This is a genomic window from Nonomuraea rhodomycinica, from assembly GCF_013363995.1.
Taxonomy (GTDB): Bacteria; Actinomycetota; Actinomycetes; order Streptosporangiales; family Streptosporangiaceae; genus Nonomuraea; species Nonomuraea rhodomycinica.
The window spans coordinates 420,442-435,480 of sequence record NZ_JABWGO010000005.1 but is presented as its reverse complement, the minus strand read 5'-3'; the positions used below and the strand labels follow the sequence as shown (position 1 = coordinate 435,480).

Annotated in this window: 17 protein-coding genes; 9 read left to right on the top strand and 8 right to left on the bottom strand. The window is 72.5% G+C overall.

What is annotated here, in order from left to right:
- The first annotated feature begins 263 nt into the window (after positions 1 to 263).
- Positions 264 to 842 carry a hemerythrin domain-containing protein gene (locus HT134_RS23465; protein ID WP_175602584.1) on the top strand — a complete coding sequence of 193 codons (579 nt, stop codon included), beginning with the start codon at positions 264 to 266 and terminating at the stop codon, positions 840 to 842.
- Between the two features lie 150 nt (positions 843 to 992).
- On the opposite strand, the gene HT134_RS23460 is transcribed toward HT134_RS23465, so the two are convergent.
- From HT134_RS23460 to HT134_RS23450, 3 genes are all read right to left on the bottom strand, one after another.
- Positions 993 to 1,385, bottom strand: coding sequence for a VOC family protein (locus tag HT134_RS23460; protein WP_175602583.1), 393 nt, complete (start codon positions 1,383 to 1,385; stop codon positions 993 to 995).
- Between the two features lie 459 nt (positions 1,386 to 1,844).
- Entirely contained in the window at positions 1,845 to 2,288 is a 444-nt protein-coding gene (locus HT134_RS23455) for a GNAT family N-acetyltransferase (protein WP_175602582.1), read from the bottom strand.
- A gap of 127 nt (positions 2,289 to 2,415) precedes the next feature.
- Complete coding sequence (locus tag HT134_RS23450; protein WP_175602581.1) at positions 2,416 to 2,760, bottom strand: hypothetical protein; 345 nt, start codon at positions 2,758 to 2,760, stop codon at positions 2,416 to 2,418.
- A gap of 142 nt (positions 2,761 to 2,902) precedes the next feature.
- Here HT134_RS23450 and HT134_RS23445 point away from each other — a divergent pair, with 142 nt between their 5' ends.
- Complete coding sequence (locus HT134_RS23445; RefSeq protein ID WP_175602580.1) at positions 2,903 to 3,490, top strand: DUF1707 and DUF4870 domain-containing protein; 588 nt, start codon at positions 2,903 to 2,905, stop codon at positions 3,488 to 3,490.
- 78 nt (positions 3,491 to 3,568) lie between these two features.
- Here the strand turns inward: HT134_RS23445 and HT134_RS45885 are convergent, their stop codons facing one another.
- Positions 3,569 to 3,856: a septal ring lytic transglycosylase RlpA family protein gene (locus HT134_RS45885; protein ID WP_175602579.1), complete on the bottom strand. Its 288-nt coding sequence runs from the start codon at positions 3,854 to 3,856 to the stop codon at positions 3,569 to 3,571.
- Between the two features lie 13 nt (positions 3,857 to 3,869).
- Here HT134_RS45885 and HT134_RS45880 point away from each other — a divergent pair, with 13 nt between their 5' ends.
- From HT134_RS45880 to HT134_RS23420, 4 genes are all read left to right on the top strand, one after another.
- Complete coding sequence (locus tag HT134_RS45880) at positions 3,870 to 4,361, top strand: hypothetical protein (RefSeq protein ID WP_175602578.1); 492 nt, start codon at positions 3,870 to 3,872, stop codon at positions 4,359 to 4,361.
- Between the two features lie 498 nt (positions 4,362 to 4,859).
- Positions 4,860 to 6,254: an MFS transporter gene (locus tag HT134_RS23430; protein ID WP_175602577.1), complete on the top strand. Its 1,395-nt coding sequence runs from the start codon at positions 4,860 to 4,862 to the stop codon at positions 6,252 to 6,254.
- Positions 6,255 to 6,459: 205 nt separating this feature from the next.
- A complete protein-coding gene (locus HT134_RS23425) occupies positions 6,460 to 6,984 on the top strand; it encodes a SigE family RNA polymerase sigma factor (protein ID WP_175602576.1) in 525 nt (174 codons plus the stop codon).
- A complete protein-coding gene (locus HT134_RS23420) occupies positions 6,984 to 8,162 on the top strand; it encodes a TolB-like translocation protein (RefSeq protein WP_175602575.1) in 1,179 nt (392 codons plus the stop codon). The genes HT134_RS23425 and HT134_RS23420 overlap by 1 nt, the downstream gene beginning before the upstream one ends.
- 18 nt (positions 8,163 to 8,180) lie before the next feature.
- On the opposite strand, the gene HT134_RS23415 is transcribed toward HT134_RS23420, so the two are convergent.
- A complete protein-coding gene (locus tag HT134_RS23415) occupies positions 8,181 to 9,704 on the bottom strand; it encodes an ATP-dependent DNA ligase (RefSeq protein ID WP_175602574.1) in 1,524 nt (507 codons plus the stop codon).
- Positions 9,705 to 9,880: 176 nt separating this feature from the next.
- On the bottom strand, positions 9,881 to 10,255 hold the full coding sequence (locus tag HT134_RS23410; RefSeq protein ID WP_175588096.1) for an FKBP-type peptidyl-prolyl cis-trans isomerase: 375 nt from the start codon (positions 10,253 to 10,255) through the stop codon (positions 9,881 to 9,883).
- A 93-nt stretch (positions 10,256 to 10,348) separates the two neighbouring features.
- On the opposite strand from HT134_RS23410, the gene HT134_RS23405 reads away from it, so the two are divergent.
- Positions 10,349 to 11,149, top strand: a complete 801-nt coding sequence (locus tag HT134_RS23405) for an SDR family NAD(P)-dependent oxidoreductase (RefSeq protein WP_175602573.1) — start codon at positions 10,349 to 10,351, stop codon at positions 11,147 to 11,149.
- A 35-nt stretch (positions 11,150 to 11,184) separates the two neighbouring features.
- Here HT134_RS23405 and HT134_RS23400 read toward each other — a convergent pair whose 3' ends face one another.
- Complete coding sequence (locus HT134_RS23400) at positions 11,185 to 12,624, bottom strand: GuaB1 family IMP dehydrogenase-related protein (protein ID WP_175602572.1); 1,440 nt, start codon at positions 12,622 to 12,624, stop codon at positions 11,185 to 11,187.
- Positions 12,625 to 12,722: 98 nt separating this feature from the next.
- Here HT134_RS23400 and HT134_RS23395 point away from each other — a divergent pair, with 98 nt between their 5' ends.
- Positions 12,723 to 13,175, top strand: a complete 453-nt coding sequence (locus HT134_RS23395; RefSeq protein WP_175602571.1) for a GyrI-like domain-containing protein — start codon at positions 12,723 to 12,725, stop codon at positions 13,173 to 13,175.
- Here HT134_RS23395 and HT134_RS23390 read toward each other — a convergent pair.
- The gene (locus tag HT134_RS23390; RefSeq protein ID WP_175602570.1) at positions 13,172 to 13,729 is read right to left on the bottom strand and encodes a TetR/AcrR family transcriptional regulator; all 558 of its coding nucleotides are present in this window, start codon (positions 13,727 to 13,729) and stop codon (positions 13,172 to 13,174) included. The genes HT134_RS23395 and HT134_RS23390 overlap by 4 nt on opposite strands.
- Before the next feature lie 90 nt (positions 13,730 to 13,819).
- Between HT134_RS23390 and HT134_RS23385 the strand changes: the two genes are divergently transcribed.
- Positions 13,820 to 15,037, top strand: coding sequence for an FAD-dependent monooxygenase (locus tag HT134_RS23385; RefSeq protein ID WP_175602569.1), 1,218 nt, complete (start codon positions 13,820 to 13,822; stop codon positions 15,035 to 15,037).
- The last annotated feature ends 2 nt before the right edge of the window (positions 15,038 to 15,039 follow it).

Genomic DNA, 15,039 nt, shown 5'->3' with positions numbered 1-15,039 from the left:
ACGGCGCCGACGCGCCTCCCATGACCGGCTGGGCGGATGGGCGCAGGGCGGTCACATGGCGCGACGCGGCTCACGGACGGCTTCTTTGGTCGGTTGGGCGGATGGGCACAGGGCGGTCACATGGCACCGGCCGCGCCCTTCGCGGGGCTCCCACGCCCGGCTTGACGGATGGTCGCGGGAGTGATGGGATCCGTCGTCAGCGTCGCGGTGTACCCGGCAAGCAGGCCGCCGAGGACATGGAGGCGCCGAAACATGGGACACCCATGGAAGTACCCACCACCCCCGATGAACGACCCAAAGCGCCACATCAGCGTTTCGTAGCGCCAGACGAACGTCTCGAAGCGTTCGGCAACCAGCTGATCAACGTGCATGCCTGGCTGCGCGAAGAGCTGGCGGGACTACGCGGTGACGTCGAGGCTCACCTCGCCGGCCGTTCCTCGCAGCCTCGCGAGCTGTCGGCCCATTGCCTGGCGTTCTGCTCGGCTCTGGAGCGTCACCACACCGGCGAGGACGCCGTCGCCTTCCCGGCGCTGGCCGAGCAGTTCCCCCAGTTGCGGCCAGTGCTCCAGGAACTGACCCGAGATCACCGGATCATCAGTGACATCCTGCGCAGGCTGCAGAACCTTCTGGACAGCCTCGGAGAGCACGACAGCGCCCGGCCTCGAGACGTGCAGGCCGAGCTCGACGGTCTTGCAGCGCTCATGGAATCGCACTTCACCTACGAGGAGCGGAAGATCGCCGCCGCCCTCGGCGCGCTGGACATCCCGGGCTGGGGCGACGCGCCGCCCGCTTTCCTCCTCGCCGCCTCCACCGACGCCGGTGACCACGCCTCTCACCACTGATGGGGTCGGAGCCGGCCCCACGGGAGGCGCCGGAGCAAAAAGATCGTCCTGCAAGTTGACAGGCCCCGCCCGGCTCCTGCTCTGCCCGGCTGTAAGCGGTCACTCTGACTTGACCCAGTCAAGTCTTTTGACGCTGGGGTTTTGGCCCCCCTACCGAAGGCCGGGTGGTCGAGGGAGGCTTGGATCAGCGGTGGTGGCGTGATCGCAGACGAAGCAGAACTCGTTGCCCTCTGGGTCGGCCATGACCTGAAAGGAACCTTTGTCGTCAGTGACCGTCTCGCCGATCCGCGTGGCGCCCAGTCGCAGCGCGTGGGCGGTGGCCGGCTCGATTGCGTCGACCTCGATGTCGAGGTGCAGCCGGTTCTTCACGGCTTTGTCCTCGGCGACCGGTTGGAACGCCAGCCGTACGCCCTCAGGGGGTTCGACATGGGACCAGCCGCGGGCGCGGTCCACCGGGTCGCCGCCAAGGAGGGCCGCCCAGAATCGCACCAAGCTTCGCGGGTCCCGGCAATCCACCACGATCTGGTTCAGGCGTACGCGCATGACGGTCAGAGTAGCGACGGGCAAGCGTCACCCGTTCAACCCGGCGCCTCGGACGAGGCTTTCACCAGCATTTCAAGGGTGGACGCCGTCGGGGCCGTGCGACCATCTTCCGCCGACCCGCCGACCCGCCGACCCGCCGACCCGCCGACCCGCCGACCCGCCGACCCGCCGACCCGCCGACCCGCCGACCCGCCGGTCACTCGCATGGTTCGCCGGTCCGCCGGTCCGCCGGTCACTCGCGTGGTCGCTGGTCACGTGGGTGACGGCGACGATGGGCGGGCCGCCGGCGGTGTCCACGGCGACGGCGCCGGCCCCCGCCGATCCGCCGATCCGCCGATCCGCCGATGCGCCGATCCGCCGATGCGCCGATGCGCCGACCCGCCGATGCGCCGGGCCGCTGGGATTGCTGAGGCGGGTCGGCGTTGGGTGGTCGGTGGGCGGCGCCGCCGGGTGGTGTTCTCAGCCGGCCGGCGCCAGGGTCTTCTCGTAGCAGCGGGTCAGCGGCGCGTTCACATACTTCCCGTACGGCTCCGTCAACCCGTACCCGCTGCTCTCGTACAGCGAGATCGCCTCGGGCTGCAACACCCCCGTCGCCAGCCGCAGGCGCCGGTAGCCCAGCTCGAGGGCCAGTTCCTCCAGGGCCGCGAGCAGCGCCCGAGCGACCCCGCGCCCACGATGCTCCGGCGTCACGTACATGCGCTTGAGCTCACCCGTGTCCGCGGCGAGAGGCTGCACGCAGCCGCACCCCACCGCCCGCTCCTCGACCGTGGCGACGAGGAACCGGGCGTCCGGGGCGACCTGCGAGCGGCCCTCCGGCCCGTAGCGGTCCACCAGCTCCTGGAACGCCGCCCCGAGCAGTCTCGCCAGCTCGCCGTCGGCGGGGAGCCGTTCCTGGATCACCATGCTGACATGGTACGAAAGGGCTCAACCGCGGCGCCGATCCCCCCAGAAAGCGCAATGAGCTCAAAACGCTGAAAGGGGGCAAATAATGAAGAAAGGCGCATGTCCGGATTAGTGTGGCGCTTTCCGGTCAGACGCCGTCCTGTTCGCGACGACGGCGTTCGTTGTACGCCCGCATGCGCGGCGGATAGCCCGTGAGCTGGACGTCGTACACCGGGAGCGCGAGATCCCGGGCCACCTTGTGGATGACCCCCGGGGAACCGACCCGGCGCCGCGTCCACTCGCCGTCGTCGGCCACCGCGACGGCCGTGGTGTCCGTGGCGAACGTCTCCGGCTCGACGTAGAACTCGACGCCGCGCCGCGACCGGGCGAAGGCGATGAGCGCCTCGATGTCGGCGTCCGTCGCCTCGCGGTCGAACTTCGCGACCCTGGAACCGCGCAGCCGCCGGATGCCATAGCGGTCTCGCCATCTCATGGATCCTTTTTATACCGTCGAAGCGACCGGCGCGTCGGGGCTGATCTAGGGGACACATCCGGGATTTTCCCGATGGCGGCCAAATCCGGAACGCAGCAGTATTGACGATGACAGCTCGATCCAAAGGAGAGGCATGGTCGCCATGGCTGGGGTACCCACCCCCCCGGGCCCGGGACAGGTGCCGCCGGCACACCTGCGCGTCACCCACCAGGACCGTGAGCACGTCGTCGAACACGTGAAGACGGCCTACGCGGAGGGCCGTTTCGACAAGTTGGAGTTCGACGAGCGCCTGGAGCGCGCTATGACCGCGCGCACGCACGGCGACCTGATGCCCATCATGACCGAGCTGTACGGCCCGCAGGCCGTGCCCATGGCGCGACCCCAGGTGTCCGCGCCGGCGCGCCCGCAGGTGCCGACGGACGGCGCCGAACGCCTCGGCGCGTCGGCCGCCCACCTGCTCGCGGTGTTCGGCTTCCCCGTCATCGGGCCGCTCCTGCTCATGCTCACCGCGGGCAAGACGTCCCCGTACATCCGGAGCCACGCGGTGGAGGCGCTGAACTTCCAGCTGACCCTGCTCGGGGCGACGATCCTGCTGCCGTTGACGTTCGTCGGCATCGTGCTCGTCCCGGTGATCTGGGTGGCGGCGTTCGTCCTGTCGGTGGTGGGCGGCATCTCGGCCCTGTCGCACGGCGCGTTCCGGTACCCGCTGACGCTGCGGATGGTGAAGTAGCCCGCCGCTGGGGGGTGAGGCGGCCGGCGTTCGCGGGCGTCACCTGGTCATGCGGCGCCTGTACGGCGGCCGGAGGCGTCAGCGGGCCAGGACCTCGTACTTGACCCGCATCACGCCCGCCCCGATGTCGCCGATGGCGGCGAAGGCGGCGCGGGACAGGTCGAGGCAGCGACCCCCCACGTACGGGCCGCGGTCGTTGATGCGCACCGTGACCGAGTCGCCGTTGCGCGGGTTGGTGACGCGGACCCGGCTGCCCAGGGGGAGCGTCTTGTGGGCGGCGGTCATCGCCGACGGGTTGAACCGCTCGCCGCTGGCCGTCATCCGGCCCTCGGCGTAGTAGGAGGCGCCGCAGGTGCCCGAGGCCACGACCTTCTGCTTCTTGGCCGTGTGCTTGGCGGCCGTCGCGGTGCGGGCCTTGGCGGTCCTGGTCCTGGCCGCCGCGACGGGGGCCGCGGCGGTCCTCGGCTTCGCCGCGGCGGTTCTCGGCTTCGCCTCGGTGGCGGGCTCGGCGGGGGCCGGGGGCCGGGCCGCGGACGTACGGGCGGTCTCCGGCGTGGACGACGGCGTCGTGGCCGGGACGGGGGCGGCCGCGGTACGAAGGGCCAAGGTCGGCGTGGTGACGGCGGGGGTGGTCGTCGTCGTGACGGGGGAGACGCCGGAGGCGAGGGCCGGGGCGGTGGGCGGTTCGTCGTCGGAGACGGCCCAGGCGGTGGTGGACGCGGCGGCCAGGAGGGCGGCGCCGGCGGCCACGGTGGTCCAGCGGCGCCTGCCGGGAGCCGTCAACCGGCTCAGGGGGTGGCGGGAGGAGGGCTTCCCGGGGTGCTGGGAGGAATTCCGGGGGTGCTGGGAGGCGGGCTTCTGGGAGTGCTGACCCAAGGGGAACCACGGTCCTAGGTAGGGGACAGGACAGGGAAGGGCCAGACGGGGGATGGGGGGTCAGGGGGCGCACACACGTCGGGCCTATCCCGCGGGCGGGGCGGTGAGCTCCGCGGCGTGGACGAAGATATGCGACCAAAGCCAGGTAAAGGCAAGTTAATGTGACCTTGAGTGATATATCCCACTCTGCGGTCAAGTTTGGTGTGAAGTGGCGATCATGGCCATATGCGCAGATAGGGCGCTTTTTGATCTTTTCTTGCCTTCTGTGATTTCTTGATCCGTCATTTCGAGAGATCTTCGCTATTGATCTTGCATCTTGATCTCGTACGGACATGGCCGAGACGCGACAAAGAGCCGCCGTTCCATGACCCGGCACGTCATCTCCGCCATTACCTCCCGCGTCATTGCCGCGACACCGCCGCACGCGTCATCGTCGATCACGCAAGCGGCCGGCGCAGGCAGCCGGCACCAGGCAGAAGCAGGAGGAACGACCATGTCCGCCGTCAAGGCACCCGTGCTCGCCCCCGTACGGGCGGCGGTTCCCGGCTGGGGCACCCTGCTGGTCCTCCTCGCCGGAGTCTTCATCACCACCCTCGACTTCTTCGTCGTCAACGTCGCGATCCCCGCCCTCCAGCGCGACCTGAACGCCACGCCCGCCCAGATCCAGTTCGTCGTCGCCGGGTTCGGCGTCGCGCTGGCCGCCGGGCTGATCACCGCCGGGCGGCTGGGCGACCTGTACGGCCGGCGGCGGATGTTCGCCGCCGGCCTGGCCTTCTTCACGCTGGCCTCGGCGGCGTGCGGGGCGGCTCCCACCGCCGGGGTCCTGATCGGCGCGCGGATCGCCCAGGGTGTCGGCGCCGCGCTGCTGATGCCGCAGGTCCTGGCCATCGTCAACACCGCCTACACCGGCGAGCGCCGGGCCAGGGCGTTCAACGCCTACGGCGTCGCCATGGGCTTCGGCGGCGTGTTCGGCCAGCTCATCGGCGGCGTGCTGATCAACGCCGACGTCGCCGGGCTGGGCTGGCGCACCATCTTCCTGATCAACGTGCCGGTGGGCGCGCTCGCGCTGGCGCTGATCCCCCGGCTCGTCCCCGAGTCCCGCGCCGCGGCCGGCGCGCGGCTGGACCTGGCCGGCACGGTGCTGGTCTCGCTCGGCCTGGTCGCGATCGTGTACCCGCTCGTGCAGGGGCGCGAGCAGGGCTGGCCGGCGTGGACCTGGCTGTGCCTCGGCGCGGCGGTCGTCCTGCTGGCGGTGTTCGCGCTGCGCCAGCGCCGGATCGCGGTGCCCCTGGTGAACCCGGCGCTGTTCCTGAACCGCTCGTTCACCGCGGGCGTGGGCGTGGGCCTGCTGCACGCCATGACGATGGGCTCGTTCTTCCTGATCCTCGCCCTCTACCTGCAGAACGGGCGCGGGCTGGGCGCCCTGGACTCCGGGCTGATCTTCCTTCCGCTCGGCCTCGGCTACTTCCTGTCCTCGACCCGGGCAGCTCGCGTCGCGGCCCTGCTCGGCCGGCAGGTCGTCGCGGCCGGCGCGCTCACCATGGCGCTCGGGTACGCGATCCTCGCCGCGACCGTCACCGCCCTCGGCGAGCACGGCCCCGTCGGCTGGGTCATCCCCGGCCTGGTGATCGCCGGCGCCGGGATGGGGCTGGTCATGGCCCCGCTGCCGGCCCTGGCGCTGAACGGCGTGGCCGGCGCCGACGCCGCCGCGGCGTCCGGCGTCCTGAGCACCGCTCAGCAGGCGGGCGGCGCGATCGGCGTGGCGCTGGTCGGCCTCGTCTTCTACGGCTCGCTCGGCACGGTGCCGCACGCCTTCGCGGCGGGACTCGTCCTGCTGATCGCCCTGGACGCCGTGGTCGCCGCCCTGGTGCAGGCGCTGCCCCGCTGACCGGCGGCGCCGCCATGCGGCCACCACGGGCCCGCGCCCCCGGCTCGTCCGGTGCCTCCACGGACGACGGCTCCGCGCCCCCCGGCAGCTCGCCGGGGGGCGCGGCTGTCTGAAGAACGCCCGATACGGTGCAACCGCCCGCCCGGCCCGGCGCATCAGGTGGGCGTGAGAAGAACGATCCCCCCGGGACCACCCTGGGAGCCCGATGAACCCCGATGACGAGTACACCGCCTACGTGAGCGGGCGCCTGCCGTGGTTACGCCGGGTGGCGTACCTGCTGTGCCAGGACTGGCACCGGGCCGACGACCTCGTGCAGAGCGCCATCACGCGGCTGTACGTCAAGTGGCGGCGGGCCCGCGCCGCCGACGACCTCGACGCCTACGTCCGGGTGATCCTCGTGCGCGTCTTCCTCGCCGAGCAGCGGGGCGGCTGGTTCTCCCGCGTACGCGTCACCGACGCGCCCCCCGCCGCCCCCGCCCCCCGCCAGAACCATGACCTCGCGATGGACCTGCGCCGGGCCCTGGCGGCCGTGCCGCCGCGCCAGCGGGCCACGCTCGTGCTGCGCTTCCACTGCGACCTGAGCGTCGAGCAGACCGCTCACGTGCTGGGGTGCAGCACCGGAACCGTCAAGAGCCAGACCGCCCGCGGCCTGGCCGCCCTGCGCGCGCGGCTCGGGCCGTCCTACTCCCACGAGTCCCCCCGGCACCTGACGCACACGGAGGAGCGCTGATGGACACCAAGGACCTGTTCGACACGCTGGCGGCCGAGGAGCAGCCGCCGACGACCGTGGACGTGCGCCGCGCCGTCGCCGCCGGCCGCGCGACGCGCCGTCGCCGCCGGACCGCCCTCGCCGCGGGCGGCCTGGCGGTGTGCCTCGCCGGCACGTTCACCTGGTACGGACTGGAGGGCCAGGTCCGGGGCGACCGGACGGCCACGGTCGTCCACGAGACCGCGGACAGGGGCACGCTGCCCGCCTCCGGCGTGGGCCCCCTCAGCTACGCCTACTACGACTGGTGCGGGGAGAAGTGGAGTCCCGGCAAGGGGGGCTCCTTCGCCGGCCGGGACTGCGTGCAGTGGAAGGTGGTGACCCGCGACGGCCGGACGTACCGCGTGCCCGAGGCGGCGGGCGTCTACCTCGACCAGACCACGGCGAACTACATGAACACCGCCGCCCCCCTGATGATCACCCCCGACGGCCGCCGGATCGCCTACTACAGCCCCAAGGACGAGAGGTTCGCGGTCCGGGAGCTGGCGAGCGGGCAGATCTGGCTCAGCCCGCAGACCGTGTCGCACCAGGAGATGGTGAAGAACGCGCCGTTCGTCACCCTCTCGCCCGAGGGCCGCTACCTCGTCCTGAACGGCCGGCTGCGGGCCGTCGTCGACATGGAGACCGGCCGGGTCACGGACGTGCCGCAGGGCTGGCAGGCGATGACCGTGGCCCGCGGCGGTGACCGGGTGATCGTCGAGAACGACCGGCTCCGGTACGGCCTGCTGGAGGACGGCCGGGTGCGGCCCTTCACCGGCTCCCTCGAGGAGTCGTTGAGCCCGCTGGCTCCCGACGGGCGCACCGTGGCCTATCTGGACAGTCCTGGGGCGGCGCGTGACGCCACCGTCCAGTCGCGGCCCGTCGACACGATCGTCACCCTGGACGCGACGACCGGAGAGGTGCTGCGCAGGGTGAAGTTCCGCGACGCGCCCGCCGGGTTCTCCCCGTGGCGGATCGGGTCCTGGCGCGGGCCCACCGAGGTGATGGTCAGCCAGGTCGTCGAGAGCCGCTGGAAGCCGGGCGAGACGCCCCGGCTGGGGGAGACCGCGTACGCCGTCGACGTCACCACCGGCAAGGTGCGCAAGCTCGGCACCTACGCCATCCGCGGCTGGTCCGGCGATGTGGTCATCCCCGGCATGTGACGGCGGCCGGGGAGCGCGTCACAGCATGAGGGAACGGACCGTCTCCACCGTGTCGGCGTCCTCCGCCCGCTTGTCGGGGCGGTAGCGCAGGACGCGGGCGAAGCGCAGCGCCATGCCGCCCGGGTAGCGGGGCGAGCGCTGCACCCCGTCGAAGGCGATCTCCACCACCAGCTCGGGGCGCAGCGTCACCGTCCACGCGTCGGTCGGCCCGACGGCCAGCTCCAGGAACCGCTCGGTCTGCCAGGCCAGCAGCTCGTCGGTCAGGCCCTTGAACGTCTTGCCGAGCATCACGAACCCGCCCTCCGGGTTGCGGGCGCCCAGGTGCAGGTTGGACAGCTTGCCCTGGCGCCGCCCGTGCCCCCACTCGGCGGCCAGGACGACGAGGTCGAGCGTGTGGCGCGGCTTGACCTTCACCCACCCCGCGCCCCGGCGGCCGGCCGCGTAGGGGGAGGACAGCGACTTGACCACCAGGCCCTCGTGGCCGGCCCTGACCACGTCGGCGAAGAACCGCTCGGCCTCGGCCACGTCGGCCGTGACCAGCCGGGGCGTCAGCAGCTCGGGCGGCACCGTGCGGCTCAGCGCCTCCTGCCGGCGCTCGTACGGCAGGTCGAGGAGGTCCTCGCCGGCGACCCGCAGCGCGTCGAAGAAGAACACGCTGAGCGGTGTCTGCTCGCGCAGCCGCGCCACGTCGAGCTTGCTCGTGGCGCGGCTCGCCGTCACCTGGAACGGGTGCGGCCGCCCGTCGGGACGCAGCGCGATCACCTCGCCGTCGAGCACCACGTCGTCCACCGGGAGGTCCAGCACGGCCTCGGCCAGCTCGGGGACCTGCGCGGTGATGTCGTCGAGCGTGCGGGTGAAGACCCTCACCTCGCGGTCGGAACGGTGGGCCTGCACGCGCACGCCGTCGAGCTTCCACTCCAGGGCGGCGGGCGCGCCCGCCTTGGCGAGGGCGGCGGCGACGTTGGGCGCGCTCCCGGCCAGCATGGGCGAGACCGCCCGCCCCACCTCCAGCCGGAACCCGCGCAGCGCCTCCACCCCGCCCGCGAGCGCCGCGGCGCCCACGGCGGGCAGCGAGCCGCGCAGCGTCAGCGCCCGCCGCACGTCGGGCGACGGCGCGCCGGACGCCTTGGCGACCGCCTCGATCATCACGCCGTCGAGCGCGCCCTGCCGCAGCTCGCCGCTGAGCAGCCGCAGCATGAACGCCTGCTCCTGGCTCGTCAGCCCCGCGAACAGCTCGTCGACCAGCCCCTTGCGCGCCGCCTGCGAGCCCTGACCGGACACGGCCTTGATCGCGCTCAGCCGCTCGTCGACGCCGGCCAGCGTGGCCGTGGCGGCGAGCTTGGGCTGGGGCAGGTCACGGAGGGTGCTCCAGCCGACCCCGATCTGGCGTTGGGGCAGCTCACCGGACAGGTAGGAGATCGCGATCTCCGCCTCTCCGGGGCCCACCCTGCCGAGCAGCTCGGCCAGATGGCCGATCTTGCCCAGGCGGGCCGAGGTCCGCGTCACCGCCTCCGAGACCCGCACCACGTCGATCAGTAGCACACCGCCTATGGTGCCTCACGACACCGACATTTCCCCACCTCGGGATGCCACCGATTCGAGCCGCCGACTCGTCCCGCCGATTCGTGCCGCCGCGCCGCGACCGGGAGACGGCGACGGCCGGGCCCCCGAGGGAGGCCCGGCCGTGCCGGAGGTCGTGCGGTGCGGTGCCGTGACGGCTAGCGCACGCCCAGGAGGTCCACCACGAAGATGAGCGTCTCTCCCGGCTTGATGCGGTTGCCGGCGCCGGCGTTGCCGTAGCCGAGGTGCGGCGGGATGACCAGCTTGCGCCGGCCGCCCACCTTCATGCCCGCGACGCCGCGGTCCCAGCCGGCGATGACCCGGCCGCCGCCCAGGGGGAACTCGAACGCCTGGCCGCGGTTCCACGACGCGTCGAACTCCTCACCGGTCGAGAAGGCGACGCCCACGTAGTGGACGCTGACGTTCTGACCGGGCTTGGCCTCGGGGCCGTCCCCCTCGACGATGTCGACGATCTCGAGGTCAGCGGGCGGCTGGCCCTCCGGGAAGTCGATTTCCGGCTTGTCGAGTGCCACGAAGTGCTCCTGATAGACGATTGCTGATGCTGGTGTCGACCTTGTGAACGGGCAACCCGACGACTCTATGCGCTCGGGATATCGTCAGCGTCCATGGCCGCCCTTTCACCTGATGGCATCCTGCTCACCGGGCGCGTCGCCGTGGTCACCGGCGGGGCGCGCGGGCTGGGCCGCGCGATCGCCGCGGCGTTCGCGGCGTTCGGCGCCGAGGTGGCGGTGTGCGACCGCGTCACGCCGCCGGCCGGCGACCTCGCGATGACGCTGGACGTACGCGACCCGGTGGCCGTGGAGGTGTTCGCCGGGGCCGTGCGGGAGCGGTGGGGGCGGGTGGACGTCCTGGTCAACAACGCGGGCGGCACCTTCCACGCGTCGTTCCAGGGCACCTCCGAACGCGGTGAGCGCACGCTCGTGGAGGAGAACTTCACCCAGGTCACCGGCATGATCCGGAGATTCCTGCCGATGATGGGCGAGGGCGCGTCGATCATCAACGTGACGTCCAGCGAGGCGCACCAGGCGGCGCCGGGGTTCGCGATCTACGCGGCGATGAAGGCGGCGGTGGAGAGCCTGACGCGTTCGCTGGCGCTGGAGCTCGCGCCCCGCGGCGTCCGCGTCAACGCCATCGCCCCCGACGCCCTGCCCACCGAGGGCGAGCTGGCCATGCGCGCGACCGTGCGCGCCGCCGAGGCCGGTCGGAGCGCGGCCGGCCGGCCCGGGGGTGCGGAGGCGCCGCCGTTCGAGCCCGTGCGGCTGCCGCCGCTCGGCCGGCTCGGCGAGCCCTCCGACGCGGCGGCGGCAGCGGTGTTCCTGGCCGGCGACCTGGCCCGCTTCGTCACGGGCACGACGCTCCACGTGGACGGCGGCATCCACGCCGCCGGCGGCTGGCGCCGCGTCTGAGCCGGGCCCACCGGCTGCCACGTCCGGGCCCGGGCTCACCAGCTCTGGTGCAGGGGCATGCCCTCCGCGTAGCCGGAGCTGCCCTGGATGCCCACGACGGCCCGCTCGTGGAACTCCTCCAGCGTCAGGGCCCCCGCGTACGTGCAGGCCGAGCGCAGGCCAGCCACGATCGCGTCGATCTGGTCCTCCACGCTGGGCCGCCGCGGGTCCAGGTACATGCGCGAGGTGGAGATGCCCTCCTCGAACAGCGCCTTCCTGGCCCGCTCGAACGGGCTGTCCTCGGCGGTGCGCAGCCGCACGGCGCGCGCGGAGGCCATGCCGAAGTTCTCCTTGTACTTGCGCCCGTCGGCGTCGGTGCGGGTGTCACCGGGCGACTCGTACGTGCCCGCGAACCACGACCCGATCATCACGTTGGCCGCTCCGGCCGCCAGGGCGAGGGCCACGTCGCGCGGGTGGCGCACGCCGCCGTCGGCCCACACGTGCCGGCCCAGCCGGCGGGCCTCGGTGGAGCATTCGAGCACCGCCGAGAACTGCGGCCGGCCCACCCCGGTCATCATCCGGGTCGTGCACATGGCGCCCGGGCCGACGCCGACCTTGAGGATGTCGGCCCCGGCCTCGACCAGGTCGCGCACGCCCTCGGCCGTCACGACGTTGCCGGCCGCCACGGGGACACCCGGGTCGAGGGCCCGCACCGCGCGCAGCGCCGAGATCATCTTGTCCTGGTGACCGTGGGCGGTGTCGACGACCAGGCAGTCGATGCCGGCTTCGAGGAGCTCCTTGGCCCTGGCGGCGACGTCTCCGTTGACGCCCACGGCGGCGGCCACGCGCAGCCGCCCGGAGGCGTCCACGGCGGGCTTGTAGAGGGTGGCGCGCAGGGCGCCGGTGCGGGTCAGGATGCCGACGAGCCGGCCGTCGCCGTCCACGATGGGCGCCAGCCGGTGCCGGCCCTCGTGCAGCCGCTCGAACGCGGCGCGCGGCTCCAGCCCGGCGGGCAGCGTCAGCAGCTCGCTCGACATGACCTGCGCGAGCTGGGTGTACATGTCGACGTCCGAGCAGTCGGCCTCGGTGACCACGCCGACGGGGCGGTTGTCCCAGTCGACGACGATGACCGCGCCGTGGGCCCGCTTGGGCAGCAGCTGCAGCGCCTCGCCGACGGTGTCGTGCGGGGTGAGCGTCAGCGGGGTGTCGTGGACGAGGTCGCGCTTCTTCACCCAGTCCACGACGTCGGCGACGACGTCGATGGGGATGTCCTGCGGGATCACGGTGACGCCGCCGCGCCGCGCGATGGTCTCGGCCATGCGGCGGCCCGCGACGGCCGTCATGTTGGCGACGACGATCGGGATGGTCGTGCCCGTGCCGTCGGAGGTCGACAGGTCGACCTCGAGCCGGGATCCGACCGAGGAGCGCGACGGCACCATGAACACGTCGCTGTAGGTGAGGTCGTGGTGCGGCTCGATGCCGTTGAGAAATCTCACGTTCGTCCATCTTATGCGGTGACAGGCCTATTCAGGGGTTTTCCCCGTTCTGGGGGGCTTATGATCGGCCCGGACACCCGAGGGGGAGGAGGGGCCCAGTGGAGATCACGGACCGCGACGAGCTGATCGTCGTCGGCTTCGCCATCCGCACCACGAACGCCGACGAGATGGACCCGTCGAGGGCGAAACTGCCGTCGCTGTGGCGGCGGGCCGGCGCGCCGGGGGCGTTCGCGCACGTGCCGGGACGGATCGACGAGAACCTGTACGCCGTGCTCACCGACTACGAGAGCGACCACAACGGCGCCTACACGCAGATCGTGGGCACCGGGGTGCGCACGGTGGTGCGGCTGCCCGAGGGCATGGTCGCGGTGCGCGTGCCGGCGGCCAAGACGCTGCTGTTCGAGGCGCGGGGGCAGATGCCGCAGGCCATCGTGGAGGCGTGGCAGCGGGTGTGGGCGCACACCGAGTCGGGAGCGGCCCCGGCCCGGGCGTTCACGACGGACCTGGAGATCCACCACCCCGGCGGGGCCGACCTGCACATCGCCGTCTAGGCCGGCACGGCGGTCAGGGCTGCGACGGCGGCCTCGACCGCCGGCCCCTTGACCTGCTCCAGCGGCAGGTGCGCGTACTCGACCGCGCAGTCCGACATGCCGCCCAGCGCCACCGTCGCGGCGATCTGGGCGGCGGTCGTCGGCTCGGGCCCGAGCAGCAGCAGGATCAGCCGCCGCCGCCAGGAGAACATGCGCTCGCCCAGCTCCAGCGGGGCCAGAACGGGCAGCTCGCGGATCACCATGACGAGCACGTCGCGGTGCTCCCAGGCCAGGTCGAAATAGTCGCCGAGCAGCTCGCGCGGATCGTGCGCCGCGGGCCCGGCCCCGTCGCGGGGCTCGCGCTCGGCCACGAAGCGCTCCATGCCGTCCATCATCGGCTCGACGATGCTGCGCACCAGGTCCTCGCGTGAGGCGAAGTGGTAGTAGAGCGCCGGCTTGGTGATGCCGAGGCGGTCGGCGATCTCGCGCAGGCTGGTCTCGCGCACGCCCTGCCGGACGAACAGCTCGCGGGCGACGGCGAGGATGCGGGTGCGCGTGTCGGTCGGCTTCGCCATGCCTGCAGCCTATCCCTTACCTATCGTTAAGTAAGTCCTTGCGCGCCCGCGGCGCAGCCACTTACCATCCGTTAAGTAAGGAGGTTCGCCATGCATGTACTCATCTCCGGCGCCAGCGTCGCCGGACCCGTCCTGGCGTACTGGCTGCGCCGCCACGGCTTCGACGTCACCGTCGTCGAGCGCGCCCCCGCGCTGCGCAAGACCGGCGGCCACGCCGTGGACCTGTTCCGGCCCGCCATGGACATCGTGGACAGAATGGGCCTGATCGGGCCCGTCACCGCCCGCAAGACCGGCACCGAGCACATCACCATGTACATCGAGGGCCGTGGACGCCCCGTCGAGATGGACATGCGCAAACTCGTCGCGACCGTCTCCGACCGCCACGTCGAGATCATGCGCGACGACCTCAGCGAGGTCTTCTACGACGCCACCCGCGACGACGTCGAGTACGTCTTCGACGACTCCATCGCCTCCGTCGGCGGCGACGGGCTCGTCACGTTCGAGCGCGGCGAGGCCCGGCGCTTCGACCTGGTCGTCGGCGCCGACGGCCTGCACTCCAACGTCCGCCGGCTGGTCTTCGGCCCCGAGTCCGCCCACACCCGCTGGATCGGCGCCTACCTCGCCGTCGCCACCATCCCGAACTACCGCGGGCTCGACGGCCGCATGGAGGGGATCACCGGCGTCGGTCGCATGGCGGGCCTGTACAGCGCGGCGCACCTGGACGGCGCCCGGGCGCTGTTCCTGTTCCGGACGCCCGAACAGCTCGACTACCACCACCGCGACACCGCGCGGCAGAAGGAGCTGCTGCGCGAGCGGTTCGCCGGCCTGGGGTGGGACGTGCCCCGCCTGCTGGACGAGGCCGACCGGGCCTCGGCCTTCTACTTCGACTCGATCACCCAGCTCACCCTCGACACCTGGACCCGCGGCCGGGTGGCGCTCGTCGGCGACGCCGGCCACTGCCCGGGCCCCGCGGTCGGCGGCAGCACGAGCCTGGCCGTCGTCGGCGCGTACGTGCTGGCGGGCGAGCTGGCCGCGGCCGGCGGCGACCACACGCGGGCCTTCCCGGCCTACGAGGCGGCGATGGGCGACTACGTGCGCCGCAGCCGCTCGTTCGCGCTCAACGCCGCCAGGCGGCTGCTCCCGGGCACCGCTCTCGATCTCGGGCTGCTCGCGGGGACCACCTGGCTGGTCGGGCGGCTGCCGAGCGGGCTCAGCCGCGCCGCGAGCAAGCTCGCCGCCAAGGGGGTGCGCCTGCACGACTCGGTCGAGCTGAAGGACTACTCCGCCTACGGGGCCGTCCCGCGATAGGA

Excerpts from the sequence above, each read along its gene's own strand:
- HT134_RS23465 (WP_175602584.1), top strand. The coding sequence starts at position 264 with ATGGAAGTACCCACCACCCCCGATGAACGACCCAAAGCGCCACATCAG.
- HT134_RS23460 (WP_175602583.1), bottom strand. The coding sequence starts at position 1,385 with ATGCGCGTACGCCTGAACCAGATCGTGGTGGATTGCCGGGACCCGCGA.
- HT134_RS23455 (WP_175602582.1), bottom strand. The coding sequence starts at position 2,288 with ATGGTGATCCAGGAACGGCTCCCCGCCGACGGCGAGCTGGCGAGACTG.
- HT134_RS23450 (WP_175602581.1), bottom strand. The coding sequence starts at position 2,760 with ATGAGATGGCGAGACCGCTATGGCATCCGGCGGCTGCGCGGTTCCAGG.
- HT134_RS23445 (WP_175602580.1), top strand. The coding sequence starts at position 2,903 with ATGGCTGGGGTACCCACCCCCCCGGGCCCGGGACAGGTGCCGCCGGCA.
- HT134_RS23430 (WP_175602577.1), top strand. The coding sequence starts at position 4,860 with ATGTCCGCCGTCAAGGCACCCGTGCTCGCCCCCGTACGGGCGGCGGTT.
- HT134_RS23425 (WP_175602576.1), top strand. The coding sequence starts at position 6,460 with ATGAACCCCGATGACGAGTACACCGCCTACGTGAGCGGGCGCCTGCCG.
- HT134_RS23420 (WP_175602575.1), top strand. The coding sequence starts at position 6,984 with ATGGACACCAAGGACCTGTTCGACACGCTGGCGGCCGAGGAGCAGCCG.
- HT134_RS23405 (WP_175602573.1), top strand. The coding sequence starts at position 10,349 with ATGGCCGCCCTTTCACCTGATGGCATCCTGCTCACCGGGCGCGTCGCC.
- HT134_RS23390 (WP_175602570.1), bottom strand. The coding sequence starts at position 13,729 with ATGGCGAAGCCGACCGACACGCGCACCCGCATCCTCGCCGTCGCCCGC.
- HT134_RS23385 (WP_175602569.1), top strand. The coding sequence starts at position 13,820 with ATGCATGTACTCATCTCCGGCGCCAGCGTCGCCGGACCCGTCCTGGCG.